The following is a 24,394-nucleotide window of genomic DNA, read 5'->3' on the forward strand; positions in this document are numbered from 1 at the left end:
GAAGACAGACGAAAAGAGGAAATGACCATGTTGTCCTGGGACGATGAAACAGCCAGCGCGCCAGCCGCGCGCCCCGTGGCGCCAAGCGCCGCCGTAGCGGGTACCGTAGCGGGGACCGAACCCGCAGCCGTAACGGACGCCGATGCCGCATCGGTCGCCAAGCGCGTGCACGCCGACGACAAGCGCATCATCAACGGCAAGACCGATGTGAACCAGCTGGTCCCGTTCAAATACAAATGGGCGTGGGACAAATACCTGGCCGGTTGCGCCAATCACTGGATGCCGCAAGAGGTCAACATGCAGCGCGACATCGAGTTGTGGAAAAATCCCAACGGTTTGACCGATGACGAGCGTCGTCTCGTCAAACGCAACCTGGGCTTCTTCGTGACCGCCGATTCGCTGGCCGCCAACAACATCGTGCTGGGCACCTACCGCCACATCACGGCGCCGGAATGCCGCCAGTACCTGCTGCGCCAGGCGTTCGAGGAAGCGATCCATACCCACGCGTACCAGTACATCGTGGAGTCGCTGGGCCTGGATGAAGCGGAGATTTTCAACGCCTACAACGAGGTCAAGTCGATCCGCGACAAGGATGAATTCCTGATTCCGTTCATCAATACCCTGACCGATCCGGCCTTCACCACGGGTACCGTGGAGAACGACCAGAAGCTGCTCAAGTCGCTGATCGTGTTTGCTTGCCTGATGGAAGGGCTGTTCTTCTACGTCGGCTTTACCCAGATCCTGGCGCTCGGACGCCAGAACAAGATGATGGGTGCGGCGGAGCAATATCAATACATCCTGCGCGACGAATCGATGCATTGCAACTTCGGGATCGACTTGATCAACACGATCAAGATGGAAAACCCGCTGCTGTGGACGCCGGCTTTCCGCGAAGAGATCAAGGCACTGTTCCTGGAAGCGGTCGACCTGGAGTATGCGTACGCCGAAGACACCATGCCGCGCGGCGTGCTCGGCCTGAACGCGACCATGTTCAAGGGTTACCTGCGCTTCATCGCGAACCGCCGTGCGCAGCAGATCGGCCTGGATGCGCTGTTCGCCCAAGAGGAAAATCCATTCCCTTGGATGAGCGAAATGATCGACCTGAAGAAGGAGCGCAACTTCTTCGAGACGCGCGTGACCGAATATCAGACCGGTGGTGCATTGAACTGGGAGTAAGCCCAGAGAATTGAGCTGAGGAAGGATTCTGCTCAATTGATTGTCTTTCAAGCTTCGGGCGAACTTCCATGTTCGCCCGAGTCCGTTTACGGTACGCCGATCCTGGCCGTACTCTCTCTCAGGTTCTGCGCCATCTTGCAGCGACTGCAAGTTGGACCTCACGCCCACTCCACGATGTGGTGCCGCGGCCGGGGCATGCTCGCCACCGCTACCGCTATCTCTATCTTGAAACCGGCGCAAGGACAGCTCGCCAATCTCGATGCCGCGATGTCTGCTTTCAGCGCTTTCATGCCGCCGGCCTCCGACAGCATGCGCGGGAGCAGACAAGCAGGCGCGCGCGGCGCCACGACATGAACACGGCCAACGGCGTGAGCGTCAGCGCATCGAACGGTGTGGCATGCGCAACGCGAACTGCGCGAGCGCGTCATGCAGCGCGGCAGAGTTGTGGAAAAATCCCAACGGTTTGACGATGACGGGCGACGTCTCGTAAAAAGAAATCCAGGCGTCGTTGCGGGCGTCGATTCGCCCGCCGCGAACGACATCGTGCTCGCAACCGAGCACCACATCACGCGCCCGAATGCCGCCAATACCTGCCGCAGAAAGCCTGCGATGTCGCGATTGACTCGCCCATCTGCCAGTACATCATGCAGTCCCGGGCCGCGATGAAGGGCAGGTTTTCAACGCCTGCAACGAGGCCGAAGCGATCCGCGCCAAGGCAGAATTCCTCATTCCGTTCATCAATCGCCCGACCGATCCGGCCTTCGCCACGGGTGCCGTGGAGGACGATTGGGCGCTGTCGAAGTCGCCCATTGCGTTCGCCTGTCTGATCGAAGGAGTGTTCTTTTGCGTCGGCTTTCCACTGATTCCTACGCTCGCGCGGCACAACAAATTGATGGGTGCGGCGGAGCGCTATCGGAGCATTTTGCGTGACGAATCAATGCATTGCAATTTTGCGCCCGACGCGATCGGTGCGATCGCGATGGAAAATCCGCTGCCGTGGGGGGCGGCTTTCGGCGAAGAGATCAAGCGTTGAATCTGCAATCGGCCGAGCGCGAATATGCGCACGCCGGCGGCATCATGGCGCGCAGTGTGCCGGCCCCGACGCGGCCATGTTCAACGCTTGCCTGTGCTTCATCGCGCACCGCCGCGCGCAGCGGTTCGGACCCGGCGCGCTGTTCGCGCGAGAAGAAAATCCGGGCCCGTCGATGAGCGCGATGATCGAGCCGAAAAAGGAGCGCCACGTTGTCGGGACGCGCGTGGCCAGATACCAAACCGGCGGCGCATTGAACTGCGAATAAACGATTTTCAAAACGCGCCGCGCGCATGGCGCGCGCGCCGTCGAAAAAAAAAGTAAGCGAAACGCAGTGTGCTGGTTGCGCACTGACAAGGTTTTCGTGTACTTTACGTGATTGAATTTGTCAAAACGTGAACGCGAAGATGCAAGCCGCGCGCGACGACAAAATCATCGATCAAAATGGGACGCTGATTCAACAGATATGTGCTTAAACTTCTGCAAAAGACAAAGCCGCACTGCCTGATCCGGTTCAGGCATGGCGGCTTTTTCTTTTACGGTTGTGGGCTTTTGGATGTGGACAGCGAACCATGAACACCGTATCCGTCGTCTCTGTTTTCAGAAACGACTATAGCTGAAGCGCTGCAAACTTGAGGAGTTGCAGCAGTTCAGCTGGTGCCGAATTCATTAGCATAAACACGATCACGTTTGTGCCGATGAATAATTCGCCTGACCTCCAGTTACGGGTCGGACGGGTTTTAAATCTTGTAGCGTGATTTTTTTCCATCGCAGATGAAGGAGAACCCAAATGGCAACAGCCGCTAAGAAACCCGCAGTAAAGAAACCAGCCGCAAAAGCCGCTGCCGAGAAACCAGCGAAGAAAGTCGCCGCGAAAGCAGCCGCAGCCAAGCCAGCCACGAAAGCCGCAGCCAAACCTGCAGCCAAGCCGGCAGCGAAAAAGGCCGCAGCGAAAACCGCAGCCAAGCCAGCAGCAAAGCCAGCAGCGAAAAAAGCCGCAGCCAAGCCAGCAGCGAAGCCAGTAGCGAAAAAAGCCGCAGCAAAAACCAGCGCCAAGCCAGCAGCCAAGTCGGCAGCCAAGCCGGCAGCCAAGCCAGTAGCGAAAAAGGCAGCAGCCAAGTCGGCCGCCAAGCCAGTCGCTAAAAAAGCAGCAGCAAAGCCAGCCGCCAAAAAAGCAGCAGCCAAGCCAGCAGCCAAGGCAAAAGCCACGGCCAAGCCAGTAGCGAAGAAGGCAGCAGCGAAGCCGGCAGCGAAAAAAGCCGCAGCGAAGTCGTCGGCCAAGCCAGCAGCCAAGTCGGCAGCGAAGCCAGCAGCCAAGCCGGTAGCGAAGAAAGCCGCAGCCAAATCGGCCGCCAAGCCAGCCGCTAAAAAAGCAGCAGCGAAGCCAGCAGCCAGCAAAGCCGCAGCCAAGCCAGCCGCCAAAAAAGCAGCAGCGACGTCGACCGCCAAAAAACCAGCAGTAACTAAAGCAGCAGCAAAGCCAGCAGCGAAAGCAGCAGCAAAGCCAGCAGCAAAAAAGGTGGCGGCTAAGCCAGCAGCAAAAAAGCCGGTTAAGGCTGCGGCGAAGCCAGCAGCCAAGCCAGCAGCGGCGCCAGCGGCTCCAGCCGCTCCGGCAGCCAAGCCGGTTATAAAGAAAGCACCAGCGCCGAAGAAGGCAGCTGCACCGAAAGCCGACGCAGCATCGAAGCCAGCAGCAGCTCCTGCACCAGCAGCAGCGGCAGCACCGGCTCCGGCGCCAGCGGCGAAAACTGTGTTGGCTCCGGCAGCAGCATGGCCTTTCCCGACCAGCAGCCGTCCGTAACAGGTTGTTGGGCCTGGATCAGGCAAAATACCGCTGTGTGACTCGTATCACACAGCGGTTTTTTTTTAAGGAGAGCACGTGTACAGTATTGTTCAGTTGATCGTCGACACCATCGCCACCATTCTTGGTGGGGTCCTGTTACTGCGGTTCTGGATGCAGGCGATCCGCGTGCGTCCGCCGTCGCAGCTCGGGCAATTTATCTACGCCCTGTCGGACTGGATGGTGCTGCCGATGCGGCGCATCATTCCCGGCGTGGGTGGCTACGACTGGGCCAGCCTGGTCGGCGCCTTTCTGGTGGTGGCGCTGGCGACGTCCGTGATCCTGTTCTTTGGCGCCTCGTTCGAGATAGTGGCCATCATGGCCCTGTACGCCTTCCTGACCTGGATCCTGTATGGCTTCATCGGCTTGCTGTTCATCGAAGTCATTTTGAGCTGGGTCAACCCGCAGGCGCCCATGGCGCCTTTCGTGCAGGCCCTCAACGACCCCTTGCTGCGTCCGCTGCGCAAAGTGGTGCCGCCGATCGGCGGGATCGACCTGTCGGTGATGGTGGCGATGATCCTGCTCAAGATCGTGCACATCCTGGTGCAGATGATGTTCGGCCTGCGGTGAGCCGGGCCTGGTGTTCGGCGTTGCCGGGCGCATTGCGGCTGGCGGTGCAGATCACCCCGAACGCCAGGAAGACCGAGGTGATCGGCGTGCTCGACGACGCGCTCAAGCTCAAGCTGCAGGCGCAGCCGATCGAAGGCAAGGCCAACGAGGCCTTGATCAAATATTTATCGGGAGAATTGGGCGTGCCGAAAAGCGCGCTCACGATCACGCACGGGCTGACCAGCAAGCGCAAGCTGGTCGAAGTGGTGTCGGCGACCCTGACGCCGGAGCAGGCAGCGCAGATACTCCTAAAGTAAATGCAGCCGTGTCCTACAACCGGGGTCAGAGCTCTAACTAGAAAGATTTCTATTTAGAGCTCTGACCCCGGTTTTGCAACTTAGAAGCGGTAGCCGAACTCGGCTTCGAACTTGTCGGCGATCTGGGCGGCCGTGACGACGTGGTTCTGTCCACCCTGGTGCGCAATCTTGATCGCGCCCATCAGGCTGGCCAGGCGGCCCGTGGTTGGCCAGTCGAGCTCGTTCGTGATGCCGAACAGCAGCCCGGCGCGGTAGGCGTCGCCGCAGCCGGTCGGATCGACCACCGCCGCCGCTTGCACGCAGGGAATCTCGTGGCGCTTGCCGCCGGTGTAAATCTCCGAACCCTTCTCGCCGCGCGTGACGATCAGCGCTTCCAGGCGGCCGGCGATGTCGGCCAGGGTCAGGCCGGTGCGGTCCATCAGCATCTCGAATTCGTAGTCGTTGGCGGCTACATAGGTCGCCTGGTTGATGAATTCGATCAATTCGTCGCCGCTGAACATCGGCAATTGCTGGCCCGGGTCGAACATGAACGGTACTTTCAGCGCCGCGCAGTCGCGCGCGTGCTTGATCATGCCGCCACGCCCGTCCGGCGCGATAATGGCCACGCGCAGCTCGCCCTGGTCGCCGACATTGTTTTCATGCGCGAATTCCATCGCGCCCGGGTGGAAGGCGTTAATCTGGTTGTTGTCGAGGTCGGCCGTGACGAAGCATTGCGCGGTGTACGAGTGGGTGATCTTGCGAATCGCGCGCGTCTCGATGCCGAGCTTGTCGAAGCGTTCCAGGTACTCGCCGCCATCCTGGCCGATCGCGGCCATGATCAGGGGCTCGCCGCCCAGCATCTTGAGGTTATAGGCAATGTTGGCCGAGCAGCCACCAAATTCGGTGCGCAAGGTCGGTACCAGGAAGGAAACGTTGACCTTGTGCAGTTGGTCGGCCAGCAGCGTTTCGCCGAAACGGCCGTTGTATTGCATGATCTTGTCGAATGCGAGCGATCCGCAGATCAATGTGGTCTTGGTCATGATGTGCCTTATGGATAGAAGATGGCGATGCGGTAGCCGGACGCCTTGATCTGTTTTACTTCAAAAGTCAGTTTGACAGCCTGTTCGGAACGCGCCGCGAAGCCTTTGGCCGTGACCGTGCCCTTGGGCAAGTATTCGGACGGCACCACCACGCGCCGCAGCAGGGTCTTGTCGTTGCCATCGGTCAGCGCCAGTTCGATGTTCGGCCATGCCTGGGTCAGGTCGCTCTGGTTGCGCAGCAGGGTCGACAGCGTGAAGGCGTTGGCGCCGAGCGATTGCAGCTCGCCCGTTTCGATGCTCAGGCTGTCGATCTGGGCCGGCAGTTCGAGTTTGCAGCCAAGCGTCGCGCAGGCCGAGACCAGCACGGGCTTGATGACAGGGAACTTTGCCACAAGGATGTTGCGGAAGGTGGTGACGCCCTGGCCCACCAGCAGGATGGCCAGCAAGACCGTGCCGAGCAGCATCGCGATGCGGCGCGAGCCTTGCTTTTCTTCCAGTTCGCGGCTACGGCGCAGGAAATCGGGCTCGTCGTGGTCCGGCTCGGCGGCAACCGGCGCGGGAGGCGGCGGTGGCGCGACCGGCGTCTTGGCCGGCTTCTTCGCCGCCTTTTTCGCCGGCTTTTGCGCCGGATTCTCGCCCGACGACTGGCGCAGCAGCGGCAGCGGGGCATGCTCCAGGTCGCGCACGAGCGGCTCGGTGTTTGGGTTCAGCAATGCATCGCTGTGCGCCTGGTCGTCGTGCGGCGTGGTTTCTTCGGCGTAGGAAAGCACCAGCACGGTGTGCCCCGGCTCGTCATACGCGTGCTCGACCACCTGCGGCTCGAACCTGGCTGGCTTGGCAACGCGTGGTTCGACGTGGACCGGTTCGTCGAAGGCCGGCTCAACGTGCGGTCGCTGGAATTGGGCTGGCTCAGGCACGGCTGGTTCAACGTGGATCGGCTCGTCGAACGCAGGCTCGACCAGCGGCGGCAGGAACTGGGCCGGCTCGGCGACTTCGGGTTCGGCATGAACCGGCTCGTCGAATGCAGGCTCGACCAGCGGCGGCAGGAACCGGGCCGGCTCAGGGACTTCGGGTTCGGCATGGACCGGTTCGTCGAACGCGGGCTCGATCGGAGGCAGTTCGAACGGGGCCGGTTCGACGCGGACTGGCTTCTCGAACGCGGGTTCGATCGGCGGCATTTCGAACTGAGCTGGCTCGCCGCGCACTGGCTCGACAAACGTGGGCGCGACCGGCGCCGGTTCAACTGGCGCAGGCGCGATAAATACCGGTTCCGCGGCAGGCGGCCCGGCTACGATAGGCGCTGACGGCGCTTCGGCCGGGGCAGCTTGCGCGAAAACTGGTTCGGCAAAGCGCGGCTCCGCGAATGTCGGCTCGGCAAAGTGCGGCTCCACGAACAAGGGCTCGACGAACGTCGGCTCCTTGCGCTCCGGCTCGAACAATACCGGCTCGATGCGCGCGTTCGGATCGCGTACCGGGGCAGATGGGTAGGTCAGGTCGAGCACCGACGCGTCGAAGCTCAGCTCGCCATATTCCGGCTCTGACAGGTCTTCTGGCGGCGCAATCGCAACGATTTCTTCATCGATCGGCATGTCAGCCGGAAATGGCGCTGGGCTTGACGCCGGCTGCGATGCCTCGGGCGCGCCGATATCGATCGTCGGCCAGGGTGTCTTGGCCTTGCCGCGCCAGGCTGCGGGCTGCGGTTCCGGCTCGACGTAAGGGGCCGCGTAAGGCTCGTCATACATGTCCTCGGGCTCGACAAAGGTTGCGATCGAGAGCGGGATGAAGGGTTTCGGGCGCGGTGGCGGCGCCGGTTCAGGTTCGGGCTCCGGTTCCGGCATCGGCTCCGGTTCCACGACAGGCTCCGGTTCCGGTTCGGGCTCCGGTTCCGGTTCCGGTTCCGGCGCATGCACCAGCGCGGGTTCAGGTTCGGGTTCAGGAACAGGCTCCGCCACCGGTTGTGGCCTGAGCCACACCGGAACGAAGGAGGTATCCATTTGCAGCGTCGACACCGTATTGCCGGGATCGGCGAAGGTACTCACCGCCGGGGCGGCAGGCGGTTCGGCAGCAGGGGAGGGGATGGCTGGCGGCAGCGCGTCGAGTTCGACCAGTGCCGCGTTGCCATCAAAAATTTCATTGCAGGCGCCGCAGCGCACTATGCCCCCACGTAACTTCAGCTGGTCGGAAGCGACCCGGAAAGTCGTGCTGCAATGGGGGCATCGAGTGGCGAGCGCCATGCCTTTATTGACCGCGAGGGGTAGGTGGAACGTTGCTGCCAAGCTGGCCGTGCAGTGCTACCCAGCCATCCTGCTCCGCCCACACGCCCAGCGTGATGAACGGCGCATATGCTTCGGCCACTTCTTCAGCCTGGCGCGCGAGCACGCCCGACAACACCAGCGAACCACCCGGGGCGACCCGGCCGGCCAGCATCGGCGCCATCAGTTTCAATGGGCTCGACAGGATGTTGGCCACGACCGTGTTGAACTTGCCGGTGGCATGATGCGGCTTGGCCGAGGTGGCGAAGCTGTCTGGCAGGTAATAGTCGATCTCGCACTGGTTACGAGCAGCATTGTCGCGCGCCGATTCGATCGCTTGCGGATCGATATCGACACCGGCCACGTCGCCCGCGCCCATTTTCTTGGCCACCATGGCCAGGATGCCGGAGCCGCAACCGTAGTCGAGCACGGTCTTGCCGGGGGCGGGATGCGCCTCCAGCCATTCCATGCACAAACGCGTGGTCGGGTGGCTGCCGGTGCCGAACGCCAGGCCCGGGTCGAGTTCGAGAATCAGGGCGTCCGGTTCCGGCGCTTCGTGCCAGCTCGGAACGACCCAGATGTTCTTGCCGATATGAATAGGCGCGAACTGCGACTGAGTCAAACGCACCCAGTCTTCGTCGGCCACGGCGCGCGTGGTAAACGCCGGCGTGGTTTCGATGCCAATCGCCGCGGCCGCTTCGGCCACGATGGCGGCCTGGTCGGCGTCGACATCGGTCAGGGCCACCACGCGGCTGTGTTCCCACGCCGCTTCGGTCGGTTCCATGCCAGGTTCGCCGAACAGCGGCTTTTCCTGGTCGGTGCCTTCGTCGGCGTCTTCCACCGACACCGACAGGGCGCCTGCTTCCATCAGCGCATCGGACAGCGCTTCTGCGTGTTCACGTGCAATTTCAATGACAACTTCTGTCCAGCTCATGCGTCTGCCTTCGTTTCCGATTTGTTAGGGCTGGTCGGGCCTTTCGGCAGGTCCGGCTTGTCGGCCAGTTTCTGCTCGAGATAATGGATGTTGGTGCCGCCTTCGATAAAGCGCGCATCGATCATCAGTTCGCGATGCAGCGGGATATTCGTCAGGATACCCTCAACTACCATTTCCGACAGCGCGATTTGCATGCGGCGGATGGCTTGCTCGCGCGTGGCGCCGTAGGCGATGACCTTGCCGATCATCGAATCGTAATGCGGCGGCACATAATAACCGGCGTAGGCATGCGAATCGACGCGGATGCCAGGGCCGCCCGGCGCGTGCCAGGAGACGATGCGTCCCGGCGACGGGGTGAACTTGAATGGATCTTCGGCATTGATGCGGCACTCGACGGCGTGGCCCGACAGCATGATGTCGCGCTGGCGGAAACGCAGTTTTTCACCGCAGGCGATGCGGATCTGTTCCTGCACGATGTCGATGCCGGTAATCATTTCGGTGACCGGGTGCTCGACCTGCACGCGCGTGTTCATCTCGATGAAGTAGAACTCGTTGTTCTCGTACAGGAATTCGAAGGTGCCCGCGCCGCGGTAGCCGATCTTGCGGCAGGCTTCGGCGCAGCGGTCGCCGATCTTTTCGATGAGTTTGCGCGGAATGCCCGGCGCCGGCGCTTCTTCGATCACTTTCTGGTGGCGGCGCTGCATCGAGCAGTCGCGCTCGCCCAGCCAGACGGCGTTCTTGTGTTCGTCGGCGAGGATCTGGATTTCCACGTGGCGCGGATTTTCCAGATACTTCTCCATATACACTTCCGGATTGCCGAAGGCGGTACCGGCTTCGGTCTTGGTCATCGCCACGGCGTTGAGCAGGGCCGCTTCGGTGTGGACCACGCGCATGCCGCGTCCGCCGCCGCCGCCGGCTGCCTTGATGATCACCGGATAGCCCACGCGGCGCGCGGTCTGGATGATTTCTTTCGGGTCGTCCGGCAAGGCGCCGTCCGAACCTGGCACGCACGGCACGCCGGCGCGGATCATGGCTTGTTTGGCCGAGACCTTGTCGCCCATCAGGCGGATCGAGTCGGAACGCGGACCAATGAAGACGAAGCCGGATTTTTCCACGCGTTCGGCGAAGTCGGCGTTCTCGGACAGGAAGCCGTAGCCGGGATGAATCGCTTCGGCATCGGTGACTTCGGCCGCGCTGATGATCGCCGGCATGTTCAGGTAGCTCAGGGACGATGGCGCCGGTCCGATACACACCGATTCATCGGCCAACTTCACGTACTTGGCGTCTTTGTCGGCTTCGGAGTGGACCACCACGGTCTTGATGCCCATCTCGCGGCAGGCGCGCTGGATACGTAGCGCGATCTCTCCACGATTGGCAATGAGAATTTTTTCGAACATAGTGGTCGGTCAGCCAATCACAAACAGCGGTTGGCCGAACTCGACAGGCTGACCGTTTTCGACCAGGATCTTGGTCACGACACCGGACACGTCGGAGTCGATTTCATTGAGCAGCTTCATCGCTTCGATGATGCACAGGGTCTCGCCTTCCTTGATCGAGGAGCCGACTTCGACATAGGCTGGGGAGCCCGGAGCGGACGAACGGTAGAAGGTACCGACCATCGGCGACTTGACGATGTGGCCGGTCGGCTCGGCCGGCACGGCCACGGGGGCGGCGACCGGAGCCGGTGCCGGTGCCTGGCCGCCGGCGTAGTGCTGCTGCATGCCTTGCGGCTGCATCATGACCATTTGATTCTGCGGGATTGCGGATGACTTGACGATGCGGACCTTGCTCTCGCCTTCGGTTACTTCGAGTTCAGCGATGTCCGATTCGGCGACGAGATCGATCAAGGTCTTGAGTTTTCGTAAATCCATGTGAAACCCCTTGGAATTTATTGTGTTTTAAGAGTATGCGGCGTGCTCATGATATAAGCATAACCGCGCATAATGCTTGAAGATGCCAGTAGATTAACGCTTTTTAAGCGCAAAGTCGATGGCAAAGCGATATCCATCAATGCCGAGCCCGCAAATGGTGCCCTGCGCAATGGCGGACAGGAAAGAATGATGGCGAAACGCTTCGCGCTGATGGATATTCGAGATGTGGACTTCCACAAACGGGATGGCGACGCCGGCCAGGGCATCGCGCAAGCCCACGCTGGTATGCGTCAGCCCGCCCGGATTGATGACAATGGCATCCACGCCGTCCAGTCGGGCGGCATGGATGGCATCGATCAGCGCACCTTCATGATTGCTCTGAAAGCAAGATAGCGTGGCACCCGCCGCGGCAGCCTGGGCTGTCGCAGCGTTCTCGATGTCGGCTAATGTTGCCTTGCCGTACACCTCAGGCTCCCGTGTCCCCAGCAGATTCAGGTTGGGGCCGTTGAGCAGAAGGAGCTTTTTTGCCATGGTTGAAGGTACGTTATTACGCGAAAGTCCCGCATTTTGCCGCCAACTGCGGGCATTGGCAAGCGAAAAAAATTGCTTGGAATTACTTATTGGTGCATTCCGTACCGTAAAGCACGGTTACACCACGGGTTTTGCCTCTCAAGACTTGAGCGCGGCCAGGTCGGCCTTGAGCTCGTCGAACTTGATACGCCCCAGATAAGTTTTCTTGACAAGGCCGTCAGCCCCGATCAGCACCGTGTACGGCAGCCCGCCGGCGCTGTTGCCGAACTTGCGCGACAGATCGGTACCGCTGATGCCGGCTACGTAGATGGGATAGGTGATCTTGAATTTGGTGGCAAATTCGGCGATGTTGGTTGGCGAATCGATGCCGATACCGATCACATTGATGTTTTTCGCGCTGTGCTCGCGCGCCACGTCGGCCAGTTCCGGCATTTCTTCCACGCACGGTGGGCACCACGGCGCCCAGAAATTGACCACCAGCGGCTTGCCCTTCCACTGCGCCAGGGCCTGGGCCTTGCCGGCCGGGTCGTTCATGGTTTCGGCAAACAGCGACTCGACCGGGGTGCCTGCGGCGCCGGCAGCGGGGCCGGCGGCCGGCGTGGTGGACGCCAGCGCCGGTTCCTGCTTATGCCGCACGCCGACATACGCGCCCAGCGCGCCGGCCAGCACGGCAATGCCGGCAAAAGTGAAAAGGGTCTGCTTGTTCATGTCGGGTCCTGGGGTGAAGTCGGGGGTGTCATCATGCTGCGCACGGTGGCGGCGTCGGCGCGCAGCAAGCGGCCGTCGGCGCGTGGCTTGAGGGCGCCGCGCAAGTCGTGCTTTTCATACAGTTCGGCGTGCACGCCTTCGCCATGCCACAAAAAGCTCACCGTCTCGACCGGGTCGTAACGCGCGCCCTTGAAGTGCGGCGTTTCGGAAATATCGATGGTGACGTTGCGGTTCAGCAGATAAATCTGCACTTCCTTGGCGCTGTCGGCGAACAGTTGCAGCTCGATGTCGTCGTACTCGCCGGCGGTGCCGTTCAGTACCGCGCCGGTCAGGTAGGGCGAAAATTCGGCCAGCGCATCCATCACTTGCAGCGCGGCCTGGCGCAGCGCGAGCAGGCGCGCCGGCTGCGTGTCGGCCAGGAACAGGGCTTGGTAATCGCGCACGGCGTCTTCGATCTGCGCGTTGTCGGGCAGCAGGTTGGCGGCATACGCGCGGGCGGCATCGGCGCGCTCGCCGAGCACCTGCAGCGCGGCCTTGCGCTTGGCGCTGGCATAGTCGGCGCCGTCCTGGGCAATCATGCGCGCGGCGACGGCGGCGATTTCCGCGCGCAGCAGGGAGAGATCGTCAATCGGGGTAGGCATCATGAGCGAGATAATACTCTGGAACGGTAAATCCCATTGGGTCGGGTAAAATCGCGTATTCATTCATTTGGCCACACCCCGACATCATGCATATTCACATCCTCGGCATTTGCGGCACCTTCATGGGCGGCCTCGCGGTCCTGGCGAAAGAAGCCGGCCACAAGGTCACCGGCTGTGACGCCAATGTCTACCCGCCGATGAGCACCCAGCTCGAAGCCCAGGGCATCGAACTGATCCAGGGCTTCAGCCCGGAGCAGACCCAGCTCAATCCCGATCTGTATGTGATCGGCAATGTGGTGGCGCGCGGCAATCCGCTGGTCGAGGAAATTTTGAACCGCAGCCTGCCGTACATGTCGGGTCCCCAGTGGATCGGCGAACACATCCTGCACGATAAATGGGTGCTGGCCGTGGCCGGCACGCACGGCAAGACCACCACCTCGGCCATGCTGGCCTGGATTTTGGAAGACGCGGGCTATGCGCCGGGCTTCCTGATCGGCGGCGTGCCGATGAACTTCGGCATTTCGGCGCGCCTGTCGGGTGCCGAGCCATCGATCTTCTTCGTGATCGAAGCGGACGAATACGACACGGCCTTTTTCGACAAGCGCAGCAAGTTCGTGCATTACCACGCCAAAACGGCCGTGATGAACAACCTCGAATACGATCATGCCGACATCTTCCCCGATATCGGTGCCATCGAAACCCAATTCCACCACCTGGTGCGCACCGTGCCCGGCGTGGGGCGCCTCATCGTGAACGGCGACGAAGCCTCGCTGGGCCGCGTGCTCAAGCGCGGCTGCTGGAGCGAGAAGGAAACGTTCGGCGCCAGCGACGGGGGCGACTGGACCATGACGGAACACGCCGGCGGCAACTTCGACGTCGTCTTCAAGGGCGAGGTGGTGGCCACCGTGGCCTGGGGCCTGACCGGCAAGCACAACCGTCTGAACGCGCTGGCGGCGATTGCCGCGGCGCGCCACGTGGGCGTGCCGGTGGCGCAGGCGGCCGAGTCGCTGGCCCGGTTCGAGAGCGTCAAGCGGCGCATGGAAGTGCGCGGCGTGGTGCGCGACATTACCGTGTACGACGATTTCGCCCACCATCCGACCGCGATTGCCACCACCGTCAACGGCTTGCGCCAGAAGATCGGCAGCGGCGACAAGGCGCAGGGCCGCATCCTGGCCGTGCTGGAACCGCGCTCGAACACCATGAAGCTCGGCTCGATGAAGGATGCCTTGCCGGGCAGCCTGCGTGAAGCGGACCTGGTGTTCGGCTTCGGCAGCCAGCAGGCTCTCGGCTGGAGCCTGGCCGACGCCCTGTGTCCGCTGGGCGCCATCGCCCACAGCTTCGACCAGATCGATTTCCTGGTGAAGGCCGTGGTCGACGCGGCCCAGCCGGGCGACCACATCCTGGTCATGAGCAACGGCGGCTTCGGCGGCGTGCACCAGAAACTGCTTGAGGCGCTGGCCCGATGATTCTTTACCTGCACGGTTTCCGCTCCTCGCCGCGCTCGTTCAAGGCGCGCGTGGTGGGCGAGAAGATGGCGGCGCTGGGACGCGCTTCCGAACTGATCTGCCCGCAATTGCCGGCCTCGCCGACAGCAGCCATGGCCCTGGCGCTGACCTTGGTCGAGCGTTATGACGCCAGCGAGCTGGCCATCATCGGTTCCTCGCTGGGCGGTTACTACGCCACCTGGCTGGCCGAGCGCCTCGGCTGCCGCGCAGTGCTGCTCAATCCGGCGGTCTACCCCCTGAAAGACCTCGACAAGCACGTCGGCGTCACGACCGAGTATCATTCCGACAAAGTTTTTGAATTCAAGCGCGAATATATCGACGAACTGGGCGCGCTGGCGGTGCCCGCCATCACCCGGCCCGAGCGCTACTTCCTGATCGCGGCTACCGGCGACGAAGTGCTCGACTACCGCGACATGACGGCCCATTACGCCGGCGCGCGCCAGCACGTGATCGATGGCAGCGACCACGCCATCGCCGAATTCGGGAACTACGTGGACGACGTCCTGGCGTTTTGCCTGGACGGCGCCGCCGGCCCGGTGCGGTGAGCGGCGCCTCGCTGCGCCAGGCGTTGTGGCATCCGTATGTGAACCGTGTCAACGCGCCGCCCGCGCTGCGCGACTGGCTCACCAGCGGCGGCTCGCTCACGGCGCGCCTGATGGCGCATGGCGAGGCATTTCGCGTGCAGCGTCTGCACCAGCGGCGCGCCCCGTGCCTGGCGGACGAGGCCGCCGCACTGCATCTGCCGCGCGCGGTCCAGGTACTGGAACGCGAGGTCTTGTTGCGCTGCGACGACACGCCGGTGGTGTTTGCGCACACGGTGGTGCCGCTGTCGGCCACCGCCAGCGACTGGCCGCTGTTCGGCGGCCTGGGTGAACGCTCGCTCGGCAGCACCCTGTTTTACGACCCGCAAGTCGCGCGCGGCGAACTGGAGTTTGCGCGCATCCGCGCCGGCCACCCGCTGATGGAGCGCGCCCGCGCGGCCCTGGACCTGAACCTGGCGGGCGAGACTGTTTTATATGCACGGCGCTGCCTGTATCGCCGCCACCGGGGCGTGTTGCTCGTGACCGAGGTGTTCTTGCCCCCGGTTGCGGCACTGGTCCGGCGCGACGTGACCGCGGCGCCAACTAACAATACCAAGTAAAGACAAAGCATTCACATGAATCTATTTTTTGAAGAATCCGGCGATTTCAAGGTCGGCACCGTGTTGTCGCAAGCGGGCGAGGCCTACCAGGTCGAAATGCCAAGCGGTAAGCGCACCAAGGTCAAGGTCAAGGACGTGCTGCTGCAGTACGAAAAGCCCTCCGCGGCCGAGCTGCTGGAAGCGGCCAAGGCGGTCGCCGCCGACGTCGATTTCGAGTTCCTGTGGGAAGTCGCCGGCCAGGAAGAGTTCGGTTTCGCCGAGCTGGGCGCCGAGTATTTCGGCCACGCTCCGCTGCCGCCGGAAGCGGCCGGCCTGATCCTGGCGCTGCATGGCGCGCCGATCTACTTCTACAAAAAAGGACGCGGACGCTACAAGGCGGCCCCGGAAGCATCGCTGCGCGCGGCCCAGGCCGGCATCGAGAAAAAGAAACAGCAGGGTCTGATCCAGGCCGGCTATGTGGACGAGCTCAAGGCCAACCGCTTGCCGGAAACCATGCGTCCGCTGGTGCAGCAATTGCTGTTCAAGCCGGACAAGAACAGCATCGAATTCAAGGCGCTCGACGCCGCCTGCAACGAACTGCACACCACGCCGCAGCGCCTGATGCTGGCCGCCGGCGGCATCGGTTCGCCCAAGGAATTGCACATGGCGCGCTTCCTGTTCGAGAATTTCCCGCGTGGCTCGGGTTTCCCCGCCGTGACGGTCCCAGCCGCGCCGGCCAGTTTGCCGCTGGCCGGCGTGGCCGCGTTCTCGATCGATGACGTCACCACCACCGAAATCGACGATGCCTTCTCGGTCGTCACCCTGGCCGACGGCATGGTGCAGGTCGGCATCCACATCGCCGCGCCGGGCCTGGGCATTCGCCCCGACGACGCCATCGACAAGATGGCGCGCGCGCGCATGTCGACCGTCTACATGCCGGGCGACAAAATTACCATGCTGCCGGATGAACTGGTGGCCGCGTTCACCCTGGCCGAAGGCAAGACGTGCCCGGCGGTGTCGCTGTACGCCACCATCGACCCGGCCGACTGGAGCGTGAAGTCGACCGTCACCCGCGCCGAACTGGTGCCGATCAAGAGCAATCTGCGCAACAACGACCTGGACGATGTGGTCAGCGAAGAAGCGCTGGCCGCGGGCACCGGCGACTATCCGCACAAGGCCGAGCTGGGCGTGCTGTGGCAGTGGGCGCTCACCCTGGAAGCGGCGCGCATGGTCAAGCGCGAAGGCTTCGGCCTGAAACCCGAGCAGAATAACCGGGTCGACTTCAATTTCTACGTCGAAGACGACGTGGTGACGGTGCTGCGGCGCAAGCGCGGCGCCCCGCTCGACAAGATCGTGGCCGAGCTGATGATCTTCGCCAACAGCACCTGGGGCAAGCTGATGCACGACTCGGGCGTGCCGGGTATTTACCGCTCGCAAGGCGCGGGCAGCGGCGCCGGCTGGGCCGCCAAGATGCAGGTGCGCATGGTCACCCACGCCGCCCCGCACCAGGGCCTGGGCGTGGACCAGTACGCATGGAGCACTTCGCCGCTGCGCCGCTACACCGACCTGGTCAACCAGTGGCAGATCCTCGCTTGCGCCGAGCACGGCGTGACGGCGCCGCTGGTGGCCCCGTTCAAGCCGCGCGACGCCAACCTGTTCGCCATCGTCTCGGCGTTCGATGCCGCCTACGCCGCCTACAACGATCACCAGCAGAACATGGAGCGTTACTGGTGCTTGCGCTGGCTCGGCCAGCAAGACCAGCGCCAGGTCGAAGCGGTCGTGCTCAAGGATGAAGTGTTGCGCCTGACCGACATTCCGCTGATCATCCGCCTGCCCGGCATGCCGCAGGTGGCGCGCGGGGCGCAGGTCAAACTCGATATCCTGCGCTGGGACGAGCTGGAGCTGACGATCGAAGCGCGCCTGCTGGAACTGCCCGCCAGCAGCGAGATCGCCGCCGATGCCGACCTCGACTACGAGGAAGAAGAAGCGGCAGCGCCGGACACTGCCGCCCCCGATAGCGGCGAAGCGGCCGCCACCGAAGCGGCGGAAGCCGAAGGCGCCGTCACCGTCATCACCAGCGAACCGGCGGCCGGCTAGTGCCTTGTCAGCATCGCCACGGCGGCCATTAGAATGTAGAATGGCCGTTCCCTGATTCAACAGATTCTTCCCGGTATCGTGTGAAGCACTTTCAAAATTTAAGCTCCCTGTCCATCGCCGTCGCCGTTTCGGTCACGGTGCACGCGGCCCTGCTGGCGGTCCGTTTCGTCGCGCCCGAGGCGTTCACCCTGACCCCGGCCGATCCCGGCCTCGAAGTCATCCTGGTCAACGCCAAGCATGCCAATAAACCGCTGAAAGCCGATGCCCTGGCCCAGGCCAATCTGGATGGCGGCGGCAATGCCGACAGCGGACGCGCCGCCTCGCCCCTGCCCGACATGCACAAGAACGAGACCGGCGAAAGCGTCAAATCGACCTTGCGCCGCATCACCGAGCTTGAGCAGATGCAGCAGAACCTGCTGACCAAGACGCGCGACTCGTCCCTGAAAGCCTCACCCGTCACCGAGAAGGAAAAGCCCGATCCGGACCGCGACGGCGCCGACCTGATCGAAAGCACGCGGCCGCTGGCGCGCAAGACGGCCGAGATTGCCCAGCGCATCGAAGACCAGAACAAGCGCCCGCGCAAGACTTACATCACGCCGAGCACGCAAGCGGTGGGGTATGCGATCTATTACAAGACCATGCAAAAGCGGGTCGAGGATATCGGCACCCTGAACTTCCCCCAGCGCGACGGCAAGAAGCTGTACGGCGAGCTGACCGTGTACATTCCGATCTTCCAGGATGGCACCATTTATCAGAAGGATGGCGGCGTGCGCATCGAAAAGAGTTCCGGCAATCCGGCGCTCGACAAGGCTGCGCTGGCCATCGTGCGCCGCGCCGCGCCGTTCGGAGCTTTTCCGAAAAACATGCTCTCTTCCGATAAGGATGACCTGTGGGTCATCATCACGCGCTTCAAGTTCACGCGTGAAGACAAACTGGAAGCCGAGCTGCGTGGCGACACGCGATGAGCGAGCGCTACTGCGTCATCGGGAACCCGATTGCCCATAGCAAATCGCCCGAGATCCACGCCGCCTTTGCCCTGCAGACCGGGCAAGACATGCTCTACGAGCGCTGCCTGGCGCCGCTCGACGCGTTTGACGTGACCGTGCGCGCGCTGGTGGCCGCCGGTTATGGCGGCGCCAACGTCACCGTGCCCTTCAAGCTGCAGGCCGCCGACATGGCCGACCGCCTGACCGAACGCGCGCGCGCGGCCGGCGCCGTCAATACACTCATATTTAATAGCAGCGGCGGCATCATCGGCGACAACACCGATGGCGCCGGGCTGGTGGGCGACATCACCCGCAATGCCGGGGTCGACGTGGAAGGCAAGCGCGTGCTGCTGCTGGGCGCGGGCGGCGCGGCGCGCGGCGCCATCGTGCCGCTGCTGGCCGCCTCGCCGGCCGAACTGACCATCGCCAACCGCACCGTGGCCACGGCCGACGCCCTGGTCGACCGTTTCACCGCCCAGCTGGCGCAGGACCAGCGCCTGGCCGCCTGCGCCTTCGAGGACATTGCCGGGCCGTACGATGTGGTCATCAACGCCACCTCGGCCAGCCTGGCCGACGACTTGCCGCCAGTGCCGGGCAGCGCCTTCAGGGCTGGCACCCTGGCGCTGGACATGATGTACGGCAAGGTGCCGAGCCGCTTCATGGTATTCGCCAGCGAGCATGGCGCACGCGAACGCGATGGCCTGGGCATGCTGGTCGAGCAGGCCGCCGAAGCATTCCTGCTGTGGCGCGGCGCCCGTCCCGAGACCGCGGCCATCCTGGAACGGTTGCGCCAGGGCGTATGACATGAGCAAGGGCGGCAAGGGCGGCAAAGCGGGAGGCCGGCGCTGGATCAAGTGGCTGTTCCTCGGCCCCTTGCTGATCATCGCGCTGGTCCAGCTGTACTTTTTCCTCATGATTTGCTGGTGGGTCTGGTTCAATCCCTCGTCCACCAGCATGATGAACGACCAGCTGGCGCTGATGCGCGCGAAAACCCCCAAGGCCGTGCTGCAGCAGCAATGGGTGCCCTACGAACGCATTTCCGAGAACCTGAAACGGGCCGTGATCGCCTCGGAAGACGCCAATTTTTCCGAGCACGACGGAGTCGACTGGGAAGCGCTGCAGAAAGCGTACGAGCGCAACAACCGCAGGCACAAGGTGGTCGGCGGCGGTTCCACCATCACCCAGCAGCTGGCCAAGAATTTGTTCCTGTCCGGCTCGCGCAGCTACCTGCGCAAGGGCCAGGAAATGATCATCGCCTTCATGCTCGAAACGGTCATGAGCAAGCAGCGCATCCTGGAAATTTACCTGAACGTGGCCGAATTCGGGCGCGGCATTTTCGGCGCCGAGGCCGCTTCGCGCTATTATTACCGCACCAGCGCGGCCAAGCTGGGCGTGGCGCAGGCCGCCAAGCTGGCCGTGATGCTGCCCAATCCGCGCTATTACGACCGGCACCGCAGCTCGAGCTACCTGGCGCGCCGCACCACGCTGATCGTCAACCGCATGAGTTCGGCGGAATTGCCTTAATCCCTCCTCAGGAGACGACCATGTTCCATCCTCTGCGTTGCCAGCGCGGCACCTACCAGCGCGGTGCCATTTCCCTGTTCTGGGGCGCCATCGGCTCGGCCTTGCTGGCCGCGATCGGCATGGCCGCCTTGTTTTCCATCGGTTCCGAACGCAACCTGTTCGCCGAAGGCGCGGCCAAGGCCGGCAAGATGGTCGGTACCAGTCCGGCCGGCAAGGTGATCGATTCGGCCAGGGATGCCGTCAAGGGTGTCACCGGCAAGGGCGACGGCGTGATGCGCAAGTGCGTCATCAACGGCAAGACCGTCATTTCCAACACCGATTGCACGCCGGAGAACCGCACCAGCAAGGTGATCCAGATCCACGACACCAAGGGCTTTGAAGCGCCGAAAAAGCCGCCGGTGGAGAAGGCCGCGCCGGGCTCGAACCCGGTCCTCGACAAAATCATCGAAAAACAGCTGCGCTGACCCGATTTACGTGTTTCGGGGTGGCCGGGCTCAGGCCTAACGGGTACACTTGCGCTGTTTTGAATCCGGCCGAGAAAGCGCATGATCAACGTATTTGTCCTACAAAATGGCCGACTCAATCAGGTACCGATCGAGTCCCGCGCGGATCTGGAAAACGTGGCGCCGGTCTGGGTCGACCTGACCGATCCGAACGACGACGAGCGCGCCTGGGTCAAGACAATCTACGGCGTGATTCTGCCGGGCGAAGACGAAGTGAAGGATATCGAAGCGTCGGCCCGCTATTACGAAGCGGAAAACGGCGACCTGCATCTGCGCACCGATTTCCTGCTGGAAGAAGACGATGGCCCGTCGCGCGTGGTCACGGTCGCTTTCATTCTCGCGCGCAAGATGCTGTTTTCGGTGCATACCGACGATTTGCCCGTGTTCCGCCTGGTGCGCATGCGCGCCCGCTCGCGGCCGGGATCGATCGCCGACTATATGGATGTGCTGCTCGATCTGTACGCCACCGACGCCGAGTATTCGGCCGATGCGCTGGAAGGGATCTACCAGCACCTGGAGGAAGTCAGCGGGCTGGTGCTGCAGAAGGAATTCACCGATAAAGACGCGGCCGACGCGCTTAACGCCATCGCGCGCGAAGAGGATTTGAACGGGCGTATCCGGCGCAACATGATGGATACGCGGCGCGCGGTGAGTTTCCTGATGCGCGGGCGGCTGCTCAATGCCGAGCAGTTCGAGGAAGCGCGGCAGATTTTGCGCGACATCGAGTCCCTGGACGGCCACACATCCTTCCTGTTCGACAAGATCAACTTCCTGATGGATGCCACGGTCGGTTTCATCAACATTAACCAGAATAAGATCATCAAGATCTTCTCGGTGGCCTCGGTGGCGTTCTTGCCGCCGACCTTGATCGCCAGTATTTACGGCATGAACTTCAAGGCCTTCCCGGAGCTGGAGTGGCAGTACGGCTACCCGCTGGCGTTGACCCTGATGCTGGTGTCGATGATTTCCCCGGTGTGGGTGTTCTTGCGGCGGGGCTGGCTCAAATAGACTCTGTCTAGCACCCTGTCGTCCCGCTGGGCGCCCAGCCCTGCGCGGGAGCGACGTATTTACGCCAGCTTGGCAAGCACCCCGCGCGCCGCCAGGACGGTTTAACGGCTCACGGCCTGGCACCTCCTGCGCTGGCTGACCGCCCCCCTCGAACAATGCCCCCCTCTGTCTGACTAGTCGGATTGATTCCCTGCGGCCATTTATTTCCTCTGGCGGAGTTGGAAAAAGAGTATGATAAGTTGCAAAAGAAGCAAAATGACTTTTTTTGCCATATTGCGCACCCGCGCCATGCATCTTAACGCTTGTTTTTTTCCTATAGGTTGACCATGAAAATCATCCCCTTGTTCTCTTTATCGCTGGCTTCGGCATTGCTTGCCAGCCCCACTGCGGCGTTTGCAGCCGAGGCGCCGGCACTGTCGGTCAGCGTCACCGCCGAGGAAGCGGTCGGCCCGTTCGCCAGCTGGGGCAACGTGAAGGCATATGGCGCCGTCGGCGACGGCAAGGCCGACGACACGGACGCGTTGCAGAGAGCCCTGGACGACATGAACAAGTATATTAAAAACAAATACGACTGGAACATCGAGAAGCCCGGTTCCCCGGCCGTCCTGTATTTCCCGGCTGGCACCTACCGTATCACCAAGACCTTGGTCTCCAAGAACCAGTTCGGCGCCAGCCTGGTCGGCGAGAACCCGGCCACCAGCATCATCGTCTGGGACGGCGCGGCGGGCGGCACCATGCTGATCGCCGACGGCGCCTTCGGCGGCAAATACGCGCGCCTGACATGGAACGGCATGTTGAAGGGTAGTACAAAAAAGGCCGGCATCGGCGTGGCCCACTGGTGGAACAAGAAGACGCCGCAATACGGCGCCAGCCCGGAGCACGTCGACGAGGTCTTCGTCGATATGGGGGTGGGCATCGTCGCCGGCTGCTGCGGCTCCAGCAGCACCACGGCCAGCCACCCCGGCACCGACTGGGTCGCCGGCGAGTACAACAATATGGACTCGGAAGGTTCGGTCAAGCGCACCAGGTTCATCCGCAACACGGTGGCCGGCGTCAGCAGCGAATCGGCCAACGCGCTCGATTGGTGGGTCATGGATTCCGAGTTCATCGACTGCGAACGCGGCGTGACCAATGCATTGGGGGGGCGATTGGGATGGGGTGGCAATATTCACGTCTACCGCAATCGGTTCCAGCGCTCGACGTTCGCCGACATCCATGTAGGTACTGTGCGGTGGCACTCGATGCACAACAACGTGTCGGTCGGTTCGCAGCGCTTCCTCCATGCGGACTTGGCGGGCAAAAATGGCCGCGCCCTGATCCTGAAAAACAACCGCATTCTCAATCATCCGGTCGATAAATCGCCGATTTTCATCGGCAACGTCGGCCCCCTGGTCATGATCGACAACCAGATCCTGAGCCCGCTGGGCGCCACCGGACCGCTGATTCAGCAAAGTAATAACGCCGAAGCCCCGGGCGCTGGCATTATCCTGGTCGGCAACCAGGTCACCGTCGCCAACGCGGGAGCGCCGCTGTTCGCCGGCACCCACTCGCTATTGGACGTGAAGGTCAAGCAGCCGAATCTGCTCACCTTCTACGACACGACGACGGTTCCCCGCAGCGCCATCCCGACCGCGCTGCCGGCGCTGCCGCACACGGCCGTGAATATGGGGCGCAAGGTGTTCGAGGTGCCGGTGACGACCAACGCAACCACGCAGGTCAACGAGACCACGACGGCGACGATCCAGGACGTCATCAAACAGGCGCTCGCCAGCACGGACCCCAATCCGATCGTGCATTTCGGACGCGCCACGTACACGATCGATGCACCGCTCGAGATTCCGGCCGGCCGCCGCATCCAGCTCGTTGGCGATGGCATCGCCACGCGCCTCAAGGCGGGGGACAAACTGGGCAACAGGCCGCTGCTGCGCCTGAGAGGGCCGAGCCTGGCGACCATCCGTGAGTTGAACTTGTATTCGACCAGCTACGACGTGACGGCGGTGGAGCTCGACAATGCCGACCAGGCCGGCGGGCGGATTCTGTTTGATGGCGGCATGAACGGCGTGGTCAACCTGTCCAAACTGGCCTCGACCAAGGTCGAGTTCCAGCATAGCACAGGCATCAAGAAGATCAACGCCAGCGGCGCCGCCAGCGTGCTGGCGATGGGTTCGGGGGTGATCGGCCCGGTTACCGTCACCAACAGCAACGTCATGTTGGCCGATACCTGGTTCGAAACCGGCTACAACAACTTCACAAGCGACCCGATGGTGCGCGGAACGTCCGGCAACTTCACCTACCTCGGCGGACACATCGCGCCGCCGGAATTCACCCCGGCCAATACCACACCGCCCACGCCGGCCGGCGCATCCATCATCGCGGACAGCTTCGCCGGTCAGTTCACGGTCATTGGCTTATCCTACGAAATGGCGTCGCCGGCACTCGGCATCGAGGTCAGGAACGAGCTGCCATCGACCAAGGCGCTGTTCATGGGCGTGTCGGCCAACGAAAAAGGCGGTACCACCTATTACCGCCGCTCCTACGGCGTCGGTTCCGGCACGGTCGGGTTCAGCCTGATGCGGCACGACCGGGTTCAGCCGCTGCCCGACCAGGCCACCAACAAGGGCCTCGACAAGGCCACCGTTCTGGCCGGCATGGCGCAGATACGTGCCCAGACGTGGGACACGGTTCCGAAGGTGATCCCGGCGGGCGCGACGGACCTGCTGTTCTACCGCGTGCGCACGATCGAAACCAAGGTCGGCTACAACATCAGCGGACAGTAACACCGC

The 24,394-nt window shown here is 62.7% G+C and carries 26 protein-coding genes; 14 read left to right on the forward strand and 12 right to left on the reverse strand.

What is annotated here, in order from left to right; translation table 11 throughout:
• Positions 1-27 precede the first annotated feature (27 nt).
• Positions 28-1,176, forward strand: a complete 1,149-nt coding sequence (locus tag RBA40_RS05755; protein ID WP_306646793.1) for a ribonucleotide-diphosphate reductase subunit beta — start codon at positions 28-30, stop codon at positions 1,174-1,176.
• A 375-nt stretch (positions 1,177-1,551) separates the two neighbouring features.
• Here RBA40_RS05755 and RBA40_RS05760 read toward each other — a convergent pair whose 3' ends face one another.
• Entirely contained in the window at positions 1,552-1,740 is a 189-nt protein-coding gene (locus tag RBA40_RS05760) for a hypothetical protein (RefSeq protein ID WP_306646679.1), read from the reverse strand.
• 139 nt (positions 1,741-1,879) lie between these two features.
• On the opposite strand from RBA40_RS05760, the gene RBA40_RS05765 reads away from it, so the two are divergent.
• Positions 1,880-2,209, forward strand: coding sequence for a ribonucleotide-diphosphate reductase subunit beta (locus RBA40_RS05765; RefSeq protein ID WP_306646795.1), 330 nt, complete (start codon positions 1,880-1,882; stop codon positions 2,207-2,209).
• Here the strand turns inward: RBA40_RS05765 and RBA40_RS05770 are convergent.
• The 3 genes from RBA40_RS05770 to RBA40_RS05780 form a co-directional block, all read right to left on the reverse strand.
• The gene (locus tag RBA40_RS05770; RefSeq protein WP_306646680.1) at positions 2,199-2,501 is read right to left on the reverse strand and encodes a hypothetical protein; all 303 of its coding nucleotides are present in this window, start codon (positions 2,499-2,501) and stop codon (positions 2,199-2,201) included. The genes RBA40_RS05765 and RBA40_RS05770 overlap by 11 nt on opposite strands.
• A 389-nt stretch (positions 2,502-2,890) precedes the next feature.
• Entirely contained in the window at positions 2,891-3,784 is an 894-nt protein-coding gene (locus RBA40_RS05775; protein WP_306646681.1) for a hypothetical protein, read from the reverse strand.
• Between the two features lie 47 nt (positions 3,785-3,831).
• Positions 3,832-3,978: a hypothetical protein gene (locus RBA40_RS05780; RefSeq protein WP_306646682.1), complete on the reverse strand. Its 147-nt coding sequence runs from the start codon at positions 3,976-3,978 to the stop codon at positions 3,832-3,834.
• Positions 3,979-4,085: 107 nt separating this feature from the next.
• On the opposite strand from RBA40_RS05780, the gene RBA40_RS05785 reads away from it, so the two are divergent.
• Together RBA40_RS05785 and RBA40_RS05790 are read left to right on the forward strand one after the other, a co-directional pair.
• Positions 4,086-4,616 (forward strand): YggT family protein, encoded by a 531-nt coding sequence (locus RBA40_RS05785; protein WP_306646685.1) that lies wholly within the window; start codon positions 4,086-4,088, stop codon positions 4,614-4,616.
• 20 nt (positions 4,617-4,636) lie between these two features.
• Positions 4,637-4,912, forward strand: a complete 276-nt coding sequence (locus RBA40_RS05790) for a DUF167 domain-containing protein (RefSeq protein WP_306646687.1) — start codon at positions 4,637-4,639, stop codon at positions 4,910-4,912.
• 80 nt (positions 4,913-4,992) lie between these two features.
• On the opposite strand, the gene RBA40_RS05795 is transcribed toward RBA40_RS05790, so the two are convergent.
• The 8 genes from RBA40_RS05795 to RBA40_RS05830 form a co-directional block, all read right to left on the reverse strand.
• Positions 4,993-5,931, reverse strand: a complete 939-nt coding sequence (locus RBA40_RS05795) for a carbohydrate kinase family protein (protein ID WP_306646689.1) — start codon at positions 5,929-5,931, stop codon at positions 4,993-4,995.
• Positions 5,932-5,939: 8 nt separating this feature from the next.
• A complete protein-coding gene (locus tag RBA40_RS33695; protein ID WP_306646691.1) occupies positions 5,940-8,165 on the reverse strand; it encodes a zinc-ribbon and DUF3426 domain-containing protein in 2,226 nt (741 codons plus the stop codon).
• Positions 8,166-8,169: 4 nt separating this feature from the next.
• Positions 8,170-9,117, reverse strand: coding sequence for a 50S ribosomal protein L11 methyltransferase (gene prmA, locus RBA40_RS05805; RefSeq protein WP_306646692.1), 948 nt, complete (start codon positions 9,115-9,117; stop codon positions 8,170-8,172).
• Complete coding sequence (gene accC, locus RBA40_RS05810; RefSeq protein WP_099875192.1) at positions 9,114-10,514, reverse strand: acetyl-CoA carboxylase biotin carboxylase subunit; 1,401 nt, start codon at positions 10,512-10,514, stop codon at positions 9,114-9,116. The genes prmA and accC overlap by 4 nt, the downstream gene beginning before the upstream one ends.
• A 9-nt stretch (positions 10,515-10,523) precedes the next feature.
• Positions 10,524-10,988, reverse strand: coding sequence for an acetyl-CoA carboxylase biotin carboxyl carrier protein (gene accB / locus RBA40_RS05815; RefSeq protein WP_306646694.1), 465 nt, complete (start codon positions 10,986-10,988; stop codon positions 10,524-10,526).
• Between the two features lie 93 nt (positions 10,989-11,081).
• Entirely contained in the window at positions 11,082-11,519 is a 438-nt protein-coding gene (aroQ, locus tag RBA40_RS05820; RefSeq protein WP_306646695.1) for a type II 3-dehydroquinate dehydratase, read from the reverse strand.
• Positions 11,520-11,657: 138 nt separating this feature from the next.
• Entirely contained in the window at positions 11,658-12,227 is a 570-nt protein-coding gene (locus RBA40_RS05825) for a TlpA family protein disulfide reductase (RefSeq protein WP_306646697.1), read from the reverse strand.
• Positions 12,224-12,871 carry a hypothetical protein gene (locus RBA40_RS05830; protein ID WP_306646797.1) on the reverse strand — a complete coding sequence of 216 codons (648 nt, stop codon included), beginning with the start codon at positions 12,869-12,871 and terminating at the stop codon, positions 12,224-12,226. The genes RBA40_RS05825 and RBA40_RS05830 overlap by 4 nt, the downstream gene beginning before the upstream one ends.
• An 83-nt stretch (positions 12,872-12,954) precedes the next feature.
• Here RBA40_RS05830 and mpl point away from each other — a divergent pair, with 83 nt between their 5' ends.
• The 10 genes from mpl to RBA40_RS05880 all read left to right on the forward strand — a co-directional run bounded on the left by mpl (position 12,955) and on the right by RBA40_RS05880 (position 24,388).
• A complete protein-coding gene (gene mpl, locus RBA40_RS05835) occupies positions 12,955-14,334 on the forward strand; it encodes a UDP-N-acetylmuramate:L-alanyl-gamma-D-glutamyl-meso-diaminopimelate ligase (RefSeq protein WP_306646699.1) in 1,380 nt (459 codons plus the stop codon).
• The gene (locus RBA40_RS05840) at positions 14,331-14,918 is read left to right on the forward strand and encodes a YqiA/YcfP family alpha/beta fold hydrolase (RefSeq protein ID WP_306646700.1); all 588 of its coding nucleotides are present in this window, start codon (positions 14,331-14,333) and stop codon (positions 14,916-14,918) included. Before mpl ends, RBA40_RS05840 begins: the two co-directional genes overlap by 4 nt.
• A complete protein-coding gene (locus RBA40_RS05845; RefSeq protein WP_306646702.1) occupies positions 14,915-15,514 on the forward strand; it encodes a chorismate--pyruvate lyase family protein in 600 nt (199 codons plus the stop codon). Before RBA40_RS05840 ends, RBA40_RS05845 begins: the two co-directional genes overlap by 4 nt.
• Positions 15,515-15,529: 15 nt before the next feature.
• Complete coding sequence (locus RBA40_RS05850) at positions 15,530-17,590, forward strand: ribonuclease catalytic domain-containing protein (RefSeq protein WP_306646703.1); 2,061 nt, start codon at positions 15,530-15,532, stop codon at positions 17,588-17,590.
• A gap of 80 nt (positions 17,591-17,670) precedes the next feature.
• Positions 17,671-18,555 carry an energy transducer TonB gene (locus tag RBA40_RS05855; protein WP_306646705.1) on the forward strand — a complete coding sequence of 295 codons (885 nt, stop codon included), beginning with the start codon at positions 17,671-17,673 and terminating at the stop codon, positions 18,553-18,555.
• Positions 18,552-19,379, forward strand: coding sequence for a shikimate dehydrogenase (gene aroE, locus RBA40_RS05860; protein WP_306646707.1), 828 nt, complete (start codon positions 18,552-18,554; stop codon positions 19,377-19,379). Before RBA40_RS05855 ends, aroE begins: the two co-directional genes overlap by 4 nt.
• Position 19,380: 1 nt before the next feature.
• The gene (mtgA, locus tag RBA40_RS05865; RefSeq protein ID WP_306646709.1) at positions 19,381-20,100 is read left to right on the forward strand and encodes a monofunctional biosynthetic peptidoglycan transglycosylase; all 720 of its coding nucleotides are present in this window, start codon (positions 19,381-19,383) and stop codon (positions 20,098-20,100) included.
• 20 nt (positions 20,101-20,120) lie between these two features.
• Positions 20,121-20,564: a DUF4124 domain-containing protein gene (locus tag RBA40_RS05870; RefSeq protein WP_306646711.1), complete on the forward strand. Its 444-nt coding sequence runs from the start codon at positions 20,121-20,123 to the stop codon at positions 20,562-20,564.
• Between the two features lie 81 nt (positions 20,565-20,645).
• Entirely contained in the window at positions 20,646-21,611 is a 966-nt protein-coding gene (gene corA, locus RBA40_RS05875; RefSeq protein WP_099875205.1) for a magnesium/cobalt transporter CorA, read from the forward strand.
• A gap of 326 nt (positions 21,612-21,937) precedes the next feature.
• Entirely contained in the window at positions 21,938-24,388 is a 2,451-nt protein-coding gene (locus RBA40_RS05880) for a glycosyl hydrolase family 28-related protein (RefSeq protein ID WP_306646713.1), read from the forward strand.
• The last annotated feature ends 6 nt before the right edge of the window (positions 24,389-24,394 follow it).

It is taken from the genome of Massilia pseudoviolaceinigra, assembly GCF_030846505.1.
GTDB classification, from domain to species: domain Bacteria; phylum Pseudomonadota; class Gammaproteobacteria; order Burkholderiales; family Burkholderiaceae_D; genus Telluria_A; species Telluria_A violaceinigra.